Origin of the sequence: Pseudomonas sessilinigenes (assembly GCF_003850565.1) — a bacterium.
Lineage (GTDB): Bacteria > Pseudomonadota > Gammaproteobacteria > Pseudomonadales > Pseudomonadaceae > Aquipseudomonas > Aquipseudomonas sessilinigenes.
Genome location: NZ_CP027706.1, coordinates 6,569,338 through 6,580,000 on the forward strand (window position 1 = coordinate 6,569,338; position 10,663 = coordinate 6,580,000).

The window sequence follows — 10,663 nt, forward strand, 5'->3', positions numbered from 1 at the left end:
TCAGGTTCTCCAGACAGTCAGGCGTGGGATGCCATTTCCAGGCGATGGGCAGCGGCGTGCCGGCGGGCCAGGGCTAGCACGCACAGCAGCGATACAGCGGCGATCAGGCTGTAGAACAGCGCCATCGGCCACCATTGGCCGAGAAAACGATGGGCCAGCCAGGTGCCGATCAAGGGTGTCAGGCCACCGGCCACAGCGCCGCAGACCTGATAGGCCAGGGAGATCGCGGTGTAGCGCACCCGGGTCTCGAACATGCCGCTGACGTAGCCGGCGATCACCGCATAGAAGGACGCCATGCACACCACCGCCAGGGCGATGCCGAGGATCATCAGCGGCGCCTGGGCCGAACTCACCAGCACGAACATTGGGTATGGCGAGGCCATGGCCAGCATCGCCACCAGGCACAGGAAGCTCGTGGCGCCGATCTTCTCGGCAACCCAGGCGGCCAGGGGCTGGATGCAGAACTGGATGATCGCCACCACGAACAGGCACTCGAGGATCAGCGACCGGGGAATCTGCAGCTGCTGGGTGCTGTAGGCGATCATGAAGGTGTTGGTGAAGTACACCCCGGCGATCCCCAGGGTGTTGGCGCCGATGCACAGCAGCAACGGCCGCCAGGCGCTGTGCAGGACTTCCAGTACCGGCGCCTGCTCATGGCGGGCAGCCTTGGCGGCGCGCTCGCGGCTGGCGAGGAATTCCGGCGACTCCTCGACCCCCAGGCGAATCGCCAGGCCCACCACCAGCAACAGCGCGCTGGCCAGGAACGGCAGGCGCCAGCCCCAGCTCATCAGGGCTTCCTCGGGCAAGCGGGTCACGGCGCTGAACGCCAGCAGCGAGAGGATCAACCCGGCCGGGCTGCCCAGTTGTGCGAAAGAGGCGAAGAAGTTGCGCCGGCCCTTGGGCGCATGCTCGCCGGCCATCAATACCGCCCCGCCCCACTCGCCCCCCACGGCGATGCCCTGGACGATGCGCAACAGGATCAGCAGCACCGGCGCCGTGGCACCGATCTGCGCGTAGGTCGGCAGCAGGCCGATGCACACCGTGACCACGCCCATCATCAGCAAGGTGATGACCAGGGACTTCTTGCGCCCGATGCGATCGCCGATATGGCCGAAAATGATGCCGCCCAGAGGCCGGGCGAAGAAGCCCACGGCGAAGGTGCCGAAGGCCGCCATGGTGCTGAACAGCGAGTCGCTGGAGGGGAAGAACAAGGCGCCGAATACCAGCGCTGCGGCCGTGGCGTAGATGTAGAAGTCGTACCATTCGATCATGGTGCCGATGAACGCGGCGGCAGCGGCCCGGCGCGGTTGAGGCGAGGCGGAGGACATGGATCAGGCTCCCTTGATTGTTGTTCTGGCAGGAGGACGGTGCAGCGCAGGCGCCTTCTGCGGGCGCCGTTGTGGAGTGGATTTATCCGCGGCCGGGGATAATCAGTCAATTTTCTATTGGTTATCTCGATTATTATCCTGGCTTATTATCAAGCCCTCGCCCGCCCCAGAGCCTTCGCCATGTCCGACCACGATGCCCGCCGCTTGCTCAACGACCGCCTGGACTGGAACCTGCTGCGCACCTTCCGGGTGATCGGCCAGGAACTGAGCATCAGCCGTGCGGCGGCGCGCCTGCATCTGACCCAGCCCGCGGTGAGCCAGGCCCTCAAGCGCCTGGAGGAACAACTGGGCCGGCAGTTGATCGCCCGCCGCGGCCCGCGCTTTGCCCTGACCGAAGTGGGCGAGCAGATCTTCGCCCTGGCCGGGGAGATCTACGGCCAGGTGTCCCAGGTCGGCAGCGTGCTGGAGCAGCCCGCCGACGAGGTGATCGGCAAGGTCCGGCTGCTGATCATCAGCCGCATCTGCAACGAACGCTTCGACCAGTTCCTGGCGGACTTTCATCGCCAGCACCCACGGGTCGACCTGGAGGTGGACGTGATGCGCAGCTCGGACATCGTCAGCGCCCTGCAGGAGAAGACCGCGACCCTGGGCCTGAGCCTCAACCGCCGGCCGCAGCCGCGCCTGGAGCAACGCTTGTTCCTGCGCCAGCGCTATGCGTTCTTCTGTGGCAAGCACCACCCGCTGTTCGGCCGCGCGGATGTGGCCGAGGGCGACCTGCAACGGGAGAACTTCGTCAGTTTCACCAGCGACCAGATCGGCGGCATGCTCTCGCCGTTGACCATCTTCCGCGACCAGCAGGGCTTCAGCGGACGTATCGTCGCCTCCTCCCCCAGCCTGGAAGAAGTGCGCCGCCTGGTGATCGCCGGGTTCGGCATCGGCTGCCTGCCGGAGCATGTGGTGGCGGCCGATGTCGACAGCGGGTTACTGTGGCGACTACCGCCCCACGAGGGCATCGCCGATGTCGACATCCACCTGCTGTGGAACCGCGAGCAGCGCCTGAGCCGCGCCGAGGCGTTGTTCCTCGAACGCTTGCAGGCGTGCCTGGACGCTCAGTAACCCAGGCGGCGGTCGGCCAGGTTCAGCAGCGGTTCGCCCGCCTCCAGGCGGCGCAGGTTCTCCGCCACTTGCCGGGCAATGCAATCGTGGGAGGCGGCCGAGGCCATGTGCGGGGTGACGGTGACCCCGGGCAGGCTCCACAGCCGATGCTCCGCCGGCAGCGGCTCCTGGTCGAAGACATCCAGCAAGGCGCCGCGCAGTTGGCCACTGGCCAGGGCCTGTTGCAGGTCGTCGATCCGCAGGTGCCCGCCACGCCCGCAATTGACCAGCGCCGCCCCTGGCGCCAGCCGGGCGAAGGTGGCATGACCGAGGATGCCCCGGGTCTCGGGCGTCAGGGGCAGCAGGTTGACCAGCAGGTCCAGGCCGTCGAGGAAGCCATCCCGCGCCTCGGCGCCGGCAAAGCACCGCACCTGGGGCAACTGCTTGGCGCTGCGGGCCCAGCCACGCACCTGGTAGCCCGCGCCGGCGAGGTCCTGGGCGATGGCTGCGCCCAGGGAACCCAGGCCCATGACCCCGACCTTGAAGTCCTGCGCCGGCACTTGCAGCGGCCGCTCCCAGCAGTGCCCGGCCTGTTGCCCAAGTACCCGGTCGAAGCCCCGGTGGTAGTGGATCACCGCCCAGCGCACGTACTCGGTCATGCCCTGGCGGTGTCCGGGGTCCACCACCCGGCACACCGGCAATGGCGGGCAGCCTGGATCGTGTTCCAGGTGATCGATGCCGGCCGCCACCGAATGGATCAACTGCAATGCCGGCAAGGCTCGCAGGCTGCCCGGCGGCGGGAACCAGCAGGCCGCCAGCCGTGCCTCGGCAGCCCCGGGGTCGCCTGCCAGTAATGCCTGCACCTGCGGCGCACTGCGGGCAAAGGCCTGCTGCAGTTGTTGCAGCAACAGTCGGTCACGGGACAGCAGCACCACAGGGCTCATGACAGGTAGGACTCGCGCTGGTGTTCGATCAGGGTCAGGGCCGCGTCCCAGGCCAGCTCGATGATGTTGTCGGCATCGTCGCGCTCGAACTGCTCGGCGGTGTGGGCACAGACCTGTGGCGAGGGGTAGTTGAGCACCGAGCCACCGGCCAGGGCCTGTACCTGGGCCTGGCAGGCGCGCTCCAGGAAGTGGATCTCGTGGAAGGCGTGGGCCACGCTGGCACCGCCCACCAGCAGGCCGTGGTTGCGCAGGATCATGGCCTTGTGCGGGCCCAGGTCGGCGATCAGGCGCTGGCGCTCGTCCAGGGACAGGGCGATGCCTTCATAGGTGTGGTAGGCCAGCTTGCCGTAGAACTTCAGCGCGTGCTGGCTGATGGGCAGCAGGCCCTGCTGCTGGGCCGCCACTGCCATGCCCGCGGCGGTGTGGGTATGGATCACGCAATTGAGGTCGGGACGGGCCATGTGGATCGCCGAGTGGATGACGAAGCCCGCGGCGTTGACCCGGTGTCCGCTGTAGTGGGGATCGACGATGCGCCCCTCCTGATCGATGCGCACCAGGTCGCTGGCACGCATGCGGTCAAAGATCACCCCATAGCGGTTGATCAGGAAGTGGTGCTCGGGCCCGGGGATGCGCAAGGTGATGTGGGTGTCGATCAGGTCGGTCATGCGAAAGTGCGCCACCAGGCGATACAGCGCCGCCAGTTCGCAACGGGCTTGCCATTCGACGGCACTCATGTGTTCAGGTTTGCTCACGGATACACCTCTTGGGGAGCGGGTTGGACCACCGGCTTGGCGCGCATGCGCGCCAAGCCGCAGACGCCGATCAGCGACAACGCCGACAGCAGGCTGAAGAACAGCGCCAGGGGCAGCCATTGCCCGGAAAACTTGCTGGCCAGCAGCGTCCCCAGCAGCGGCGTGGTGCCGCCGGCCAGGGCGCAACTGAGTTGGTAGGCGATGGAGATGCCTGAGTAGCGCAGGTGCACCGGGAACGCCTGGGTCATGTAGCCGGCGATCACCGCATACAGCGCCGACAGGATCACCACCGCCAGGGCGATGCCGAGGGTCATCAAGAGGATGTTCTGGGTACCGACCAGCAGGAACATCGGGTACGGCGTGACCATGCACAGCAGGGCCACCAGGGTCAGGAAGCGCCCTTCGCCGATGCGCTCGGCCAGCAGGGCCGAGAGCGGTTGCGACAGCAGCTGGATCACGGTGACCAGGAACAGGCAGTCGAGGATGGTGGCCCGGGGGATACCCTGGTACTGGGTGACGTAGGTGATCATGAAAGTGTTGGTGAAGAAGAAACCGGCCGAACCGATGGTCACCGCCGCCGCGGCCAGGAGGATCTGCCGCCAGCAGTCGCGGATCACCTCCAGCACCGGGTAACGCGCTGTCTCCTGGTTATCCCGGGCCTTGGCGAATTCCGGCGACTCATGCACCCCGCTACGGATCATCAGGCCCACCATCATCAGCACGCCACTGGCCAGGAACGGCAGGCGCCAGCCCCAGGTGAGGAAGTCCTCGGGGGCAAGGCTGGTGACCAGGCGAAAGGCGATCAATGCCAGCAACAGGCCGGCCGGGCTGCCCAATTGGGCGAAGGAGGCGTAGAAGGTCTTGCGCCGGGCCGGAGCATGTTCGCTGGCCATCAGCACCGCCCCACCCCACTCGCCGCCGACGGAAATACCCTGGATCAACCGCAACACGATCAGGCCGATGGGCGCCCAGATGCCGACGCTGGCATAACTGGGCAGCAGGCCGATGCCGGTGGTGGCCAGGCCCATCAGCGCCATGGTCACCAGGAGCATCTTCTTGCGTCCGAGACGATCACCCAGGTGGCCGAAGACCATGCCCGCCAGCGGCCGGGCGACGAACCCCACGGCAAAGCTGCCGAACGCCGCCAGGGTGCTGGTCACCGGGTCGCTGCTGGGAAAGAACACCTGTCCCAGCACCAGGGCCGCGGCCGTGGCGTAGATGTAGAAGTCGTAGAACTCGATGGTGGTGCCGATGAAGGCCGCTGCCGCGGCGCGTCGCGGCTGAGGGGTGCTGTGCATGCAAGGACCTGTGTATTTGTAGTTATGGGCAGGTGCTGAAGGCTTGGTCAGGCGGCGCTCTATGGCGCTTGTGGGCTTTATCGCCGCCGTGCCAGGATTAGTCAATTTTCGAATTCTTATCCTAACTATTAGCCTTGCTACTACTAGAGCTCCCCATGGGCGCTTCTAAAAACGTAGGCGAGGCAGGTCGTTTTTAGAGGAGCCCCATGTCGACACTCGATCCTGTGACCGGCTCCTGGGCCGGACGGCGTTTTCTCAACGATCGCCTGGACTGGAACCTGTTGCGCACCTACCTGGTGATCGGCCAGGAAGGCAGCATGAGCCGCGCCGCCGCGCGCCTGCACATCACCCAGTCGGCGGTCAGCCAGGCCCTCAAGCGGCTCGAGGAGCAGCTCGACTGCTTGTTGATCGTCCGTAGCGGACGGCGCTTCGAACTCACCGAGACCGGCGAGGAGGTGCTGCGCATCGCCACCGATATCTATGGCGATATCTCGCGCCTGGGCACCGTGGTACAAAGCCGCCAGGACGACGTGGTGGGCAAGATCCGGATTCTCACCGTCAGTGGGGTGAAGGCCCGGCACTACGATGAGTTCCTCGCGGACTTCCATGCCGCGCACCCGAAGATCGAGCTGGAGGTGGAGGTGCTGGGCAGTCCGGACATCATCAGTTCGCTGCTGCAAAAGACCGCGACCCTGGGGGTGGGCCTGTGCCGGCTGCCGCAGCCCAGGCTGGAGCAGCGTGTGCTGTTCCGGGAGCGCTACGCCTACTTCTGCGGCCCACGCCATCGGCTGTTCGGGCAGGCCAACCTGAGCCTGCAACAGCTGGCCACGGAGAACTTCGTCAGCTTCACCAGCGACCAGCTGGGAGGCAACCTGTCACCCCTGACGCTGTTTCGCGATCAGCAGGGCTTTACCGGCAAGATCGTCGCCTCTTCTACCAGTTTCGAGGAAATTCATCGGCTGATCTGCGCCGGTTTCGGCATTGGCTGCCTGCCGATCCACCTGGTGCGCCGGGACGTCGAACAGGGCTTGCTGTGGCCGCTGCCGCCGGAGGATGGGGTGGTGGATTTCGATATCCAGCTGCTGTGGAACCGTGAGCAGAAGATGAGCCAGGCCGAGGCGCTGTTTCTCCAGAGCATCCAGCACATGCTCAGTATCCACGAGCAGGTGCCGGACAGCCTGGTGCTGCGCTGACTCAGACGTGGGGATCGCCAGGAGCCTTGGCCGGTGCGGCGTACTGCGGCTTGAGGTGGCCGTTCTGGTCCAGTAGCCAGGCGTCCATGATCTGCCGCACCACGGGGCCGGCGACCCGGCCACCGGCCTCGCCGTTCTCGATCATCACCGAGATCACGATCTGCGGATGCTCGGCCGGAGCGAAGCCGACGAACAGGGCATTGTCGCGGTTGCGCTCGCGGGTCTTGAGGCGGTCATAACGCTCGCCCTGCTTGATCGCCACCACCTGGGCGGTACCGCTCTTGCCGGCAATCCGGTACTGGGCCCCGGCAGCAGCGGCGCGGGCAATGCCGCGAGGATCGTGCATGACCATCTGCATGCCATGGTTGACCTGGTCCCACTCGCGCGGGTCCTTCAACAGGATGTTGGGCATCGGATGCGGGTCCACCGGGGCCACGCCATCGACGGTCTTGGCCAGGTGCGGCCGGTTCCATACTCCCTTGTTGGCGATCAGTGCCGTGGCCTGGGCCAGCTGCAGCGGCGTCACCTGCATGTAGCCCTGGCCAATGCCGAGGATCAGCGTTTCTCCCGGGAACCACGCCTGGCGGCGGGTGGCGCGTTTCCAGGCCTGGGACGGCATCAGCCCCGAGGCTTCCTCGAACATGTCCAGGGAGACCTTTTCGCCGAGGCCGAACATGGCCATGTAGTCGTGCAGGCGATCGATGCCCAGCTTGTGGGCCAGGTCGTAGAAGTAGGTGTCGTTGGAGCGCATGATCGCCGCGTCCATGTCCACCCAGCCATCGCCGCTGCGGTTCCAGTTGCGGTATTTGTGGTCGTAGTCCGGCAACTGGTAGTAGCCCGGATCGAAGACGCGGCTGGAGGGGGTGACCACGCCGGTATCCAGGCCGGCGATCGCCACTTCCGGCTTGATGGTCGAGCCCGGCGCATAGAGGCCGCGCAACGCCCGGTTGAACAGTGGCCGGTCGATGGAGTCGTGCAGGGCGGCATATTCCTTGAAACTGATGCCGGTAACGAACAGGTTGGGGTCGAAGCTGGGATTGCTGACCATGGCCAGCACTTCGCCGGTGGAGGGGTCCAGGGCCACCACCGAGCCGCGACGGTCACCCAGGGCCTGCTCGGCAGCTTCCTGGAGCTTCACGTCCAGGCTCAGGACAATGCTTTTCCCAGGGACCGGATCGGTGTGCTTGAGCACCCTCATGATCCGTCCCTGGGCGTTGGTCTCCACCTCTTCGTAACCGACATGGCCATGCAGCTCGGCCTCGTAGAACTTCTCGATACCAGTCTTGCCGATGGACTGGGTTCCACGGTATTCCACGGAGTCCAGGGTCTTGGCCTCCTTCTCGTTGATCCGCCCGACGTAACCGATGGAATGGGCGAAATGCGTCCCCAGGGGGTAGTGGCGGACGAACTGGGCTTCGACATCCATTCCCGGCAGGCGGTATTCGTTAACCGCCAATACGGCGATCTGCTCCTCGGTGAGCTGGTAGAACAAGGTAACGGGGACGAAGGGGTGGCGGGCCTGCTTCATTTCCTTGTCGAACAGTGTCCGGTCTTCGGGCGGCAGGTGCAGGAGTTCGACCACGGTATCCAGTTCACCCTTGAGGTCGGTGGCCCGTTCGCGAGTGATGGTCAGGTTGAAACTGGGGCGGTTGTCTGCCAGGACCACCCCGTTACGGTCATAGATCACTCCACGGGTCGGGGTGATGGGCAGCACATGTACACGGTTGTTCTGCGAAACGGTGGAGTGGTAATCGAACTCCACTACCTGGAGGAAATACATGCGTGCGACCAGTGCGCAACTGATGGCGGCCACCAGCACGGCGCAGGCCAGCAGCCGCTTGTTGACCAGGCGGGTTTCTTTCTCGTGGTCCTTGATTGGAATCGCTTCGGGCATTGCTACAGCTTCTCGGTGAAATAGAGATCGGCGCTGATCCGTGCGGGTGAAATCGGGTGCGTAAAAAAGAGCTGCACGATACCAAAAACCGGCCGCCGACTTTGCCAGGATTTCTCCCATGGCTGATCAATGGTGCTGGCCGCAGGGGCATTATTGACCTGTGATCAAGGGTGTTGTTCCGATTATTGGGTTTTTCCTGCCTTGCCCACTGGGGAGACTGCAAGGTGCCCTTGGCCAGCCTAGCTGGTGCAAGGGCGTCTCGAAAACCTGATGGAGAATGAAGATGCCAACCGAATACGTGGCCTGGGGCTGGACCCGGGGATCGGGCCTGCCTGGCCTGCGATCAATCCGTAAAGCCCTGCCGCAACCATCGGCCAACCAACTGCTGGTCGCCAATAGCGTGATTGCGTTGAATCCGGTGGATTGGAAAATGATCGAGTGGGGCCACGACGACTGGCGGGACGGCCATGTGCCGGGCGTGGACGGTGTCGGGGTGGTGGTGACAGCAGGCCCTGATGCGAGCATCCGACCAGGAACCCGGGTGGCTTATCACCAGGGGTTGAGCGCTGACGGCAGCTTCGCCGAATACAGCCTGATCGATGCCAGGGCCGCCATTGTCCTCCCTGATGAGCTGGATGACGCTGTGGCGGCGGCCTTGCCTTGCCCCGGTCTGACGGCCCTGCAAGCATTGGACAAGCTGCCCCAGGCGGGCGTGGGGGATGTGCTGGTGGTGGGTGCTGGCGGCGCCGTGGGCTCGTTACTGGCACAGATGGCGGTACAGAGGGGGATGCGGGTCTGGGCCACGGCCTCGCCCAAGCATCATGAACAACTGCTGGAGCAGGGTGTGCTTGGAGTTTTCGACTATCACCGACCAGAGTGGCAATCCGAATTGCAAGCACGCCTGGGTAGCCGTCGGCTGTCGGCCATCTTCGATACGGTCAGCGCAAGGCACGCGGCAAACCTGGCCGAGTTGCTGGGCTATAACGGACACCTGGTGTGCATTCAGGATCGCCAGGAGACAGCGCCGCTGCCAGCCTTCAGCACAGCCGTCTCCCTGCATGAAGTGGCATTGAACAGTCTTCATGTACACGGCGTTGAGGCGGATTGGCAACGCTACCAGCAACAGGGTGCCTATTTGCTGCAGCAGGTTGCACAAGGTCAGCTCAGGGCCTCGCCCCTGCTGCCCTTCGACTTCAACGAACTGCCGGCAAAGCTTGAAGCGCTCAGGGATGCGGAGCAGCACGGCAAGTGGATCACCCGCCTACAGCCCGGTCAGGTACCCGCCTGAAGCAGATCAGGCCCGGTAGATACCGGGCCGCTCTGCTAGTTTTCGCCAGCGCAAAGACAAAACCCCAACTGCTTTCGCAATTGGGGTTTCGGAATTTAATCTTGACGATGACCTACTCTCACATGGGGAAACCCCACACTACCATCGGCGATGCATCGTTTCACTGCTGAGTTCGGGATGGGATCAGGTGGTTCCAATGCTCTATGGTCGTCAAGAAATTCTGTAGCTGAGCCGTTGTTTGGGCAACGTTCCAGCGAATGGGTATGCAATAGGTTTGTGTGCTGCAAACTTTCGGTTCGTGCGTCTTCACACACCGCAACTCGCTTCTTAAGCAAATTGCTTGGGTGTTATATGGTCAAGCCTCACGGGCAATTAGTATTGGTTAGCTCAACGCCTCACAGCGCTTACACACCCAACCTATCAACGTCGTAGTCTTCGACGGCCCTTTAGGGGATTCAAGATCCCAGTGAGATCTCATCTTGAGGCAAGTTTCCCGCTTAGATGCTTTCAGCGGTTATCTTTTCCGAACATAGCTACCCGGCAATGCCACTGGCGTGACAACCGGAACACCAGAGGTTCGTCCACTCCGGTCCTCTCGTACTAGGAGCAGCCCCTCTCAAATCTCAAACGTCCACGGCAGATAGGGACCGAACTGTCTCACGACGTTCTAAACCCAGCTCGCGTACCACTTTAAATGGCGAACAGCCATACCCTTGGGACCGGCTTCAGCCCCAGGATGTGATGAGCCGACATCGAGGTGCCAAACACCGCCGTCGATATGAACTCTTGGGCGGTATCAGCCTGTTATCCCCGGAGTACCTTTTATCCGTTGAGCGATGGCCCTTCCATACAGAACCACCGGATCACTAAG

General features: G+C 63.9%; 8 protein-coding genes and 2 rRNA genes (1 of these 10 cut by a window edge). 3 read left to right on the plus strand and 7 right to left on the minus strand.

The window, feature by feature from the left end:
* Nucleotides 1-17: 17 nt before the first annotated feature.
* Nucleotides 18-1,328: an MFS transporter gene (locus C4K39_RS29915; RefSeq protein WP_124348173.1), complete on the minus strand. Its 1,311-nt coding sequence runs from the start codon at nt 1,326-1,328 to the stop codon at nt 18-20.
* Nucleotides 1,329-1,508: 180 nt separating this feature from the next.
* Between C4K39_RS29915 and C4K39_RS29920 the strand changes: the two genes are divergently transcribed.
* Nucleotides 1,509-2,444, plus strand: a complete 936-nt coding sequence (locus C4K39_RS29920; protein WP_053138823.1) for a LysR family transcriptional regulator — start codon at nt 1,509-1,511, stop codon at nt 2,442-2,444.
* Here C4K39_RS29920 and C4K39_RS29925 read toward each other — a convergent pair.
* The 3 genes from C4K39_RS29925 to C4K39_RS29935 are packed head-to-tail and all read right to left on the minus strand — an operon-like array spanning nt 2,438 to nt 5,417.
* On the minus strand, nt 2,438-3,367 hold the full coding sequence (locus tag C4K39_RS29925; RefSeq protein ID WP_124348174.1) for a 2-hydroxyacid dehydrogenase: 930 nt from the start codon (nt 3,365-3,367) through the stop codon (nt 2,438-2,440). The two genes, C4K39_RS29920 and C4K39_RS29925, sit on opposite strands and share 7 nt — an antisense overlap.
* Nucleotides 3,364-4,119, minus strand: a complete 756-nt coding sequence (locus tag C4K39_RS29930; RefSeq protein WP_124348175.1) for a class II aldolase/adducin family protein — start codon at nt 4,117-4,119, stop codon at nt 3,364-3,366. Before C4K39_RS29930 ends, C4K39_RS29925 begins: the two co-directional genes overlap by 4 nt.
* Complete coding sequence (locus C4K39_RS29935) at nt 4,116-5,417, minus strand: MFS transporter (RefSeq protein ID WP_124348176.1); 1,302 nt, start codon at nt 5,415-5,417, stop codon at nt 4,116-4,118. Before C4K39_RS29935 ends, C4K39_RS29930 begins: the two co-directional genes overlap by 4 nt.
* A gap of 206 nt (nt 5,418-5,623) precedes the next feature.
* Between C4K39_RS29935 and C4K39_RS29940 the strand changes: the two genes are divergently transcribed.
* A complete protein-coding gene (locus tag C4K39_RS29940; protein WP_085600592.1) occupies nt 5,624-6,610 on the plus strand; it encodes a LysR family transcriptional regulator in 987 nt (328 codons plus the stop codon).
* 1 nt (nt 6,611) lies between these two features.
* On the opposite strand, the gene mrdA is transcribed toward C4K39_RS29940, so the two are convergent.
* Nucleotides 6,612-8,504 (minus strand): penicillin-binding protein 2, encoded by a 1,893-nt coding sequence (gene mrdA, locus C4K39_RS29945; RefSeq protein ID WP_124348177.1) that lies wholly within the window; start codon nt 8,502-8,504, stop codon nt 6,612-6,614.
* A gap of 283 nt (nt 8,505-8,787) precedes the next feature.
* Between mrdA and C4K39_RS29950 the strand changes: the two genes are divergently transcribed.
* Nucleotides 8,788-9,792, plus strand: a complete 1,005-nt coding sequence (locus tag C4K39_RS29950) for an alcohol dehydrogenase catalytic domain-containing protein (RefSeq protein WP_124348178.1) — start codon at nt 8,788-8,790, stop codon at nt 9,790-9,792.
* A gap of 99 nt (nt 9,793-9,891) precedes the next feature.
* On the opposite strand, the gene rrf is transcribed toward C4K39_RS29950, so the two are convergent.
* Both rrf and C4K39_RS29960 read right to left on the minus strand, forming a co-directional pair.
* A 5S ribosomal RNA gene (gene rrf / locus C4K39_RS29955) occupies nt 9,892-10,007 on the minus strand.
* 136 nt (nt 10,008-10,143) lie between these two features.
* Nucleotides 10,144-10,663, minus strand: a 23S ribosomal RNA gene (locus C4K39_RS29960); it runs 2,372 nt beyond the window's last position.

Bases quoted from the DNA above. Each gene is read 5' to 3' on its own strand.
- C4K39_RS29915 (WP_124348173.1), bottom strand. From the start codon at position 1,328: ATGTCCTCCGCCTCGCCTCAACCGCGCCGGGCCGCTGCCGCCGCGTTC.
- C4K39_RS29950 (WP_124348178.1), top strand. From the start codon at position 8,788: ATGCCAACCGAATACGTGGCCTGGGGCTGGACCCGGGGATCGGGCCTG.
- C4K39_RS29925 (WP_124348174.1), bottom strand. From the start codon at position 3,367: ATGAGCCCTGTGGTGCTGCTGTCCCGTGACCGACTGTTGCTGCAACAA.
- mrdA (WP_124348177.1), bottom strand. From the start codon at position 8,504: ATGCCCGAAGCGATTCCAATCAAGGACCACGAGAAAGAAACCCGCCTG.
- C4K39_RS29935 (WP_124348176.1), bottom strand. From the start codon at position 5,417: ATGCACAGCACCCCTCAGCCGCGACGCGCCGCGGCAGCGGCCTTCATC.
- C4K39_RS29940 (WP_085600592.1), top strand. From the start codon at position 5,624: ATGTCGACACTCGATCCTGTGACCGGCTCCTGGGCCGGACGGCGTTTT.
- C4K39_RS29920 (WP_053138823.1), top strand. From the start codon at position 1,509: ATGTCCGACCACGATGCCCGCCGCTTGCTCAACGACCGCCTGGACTGG.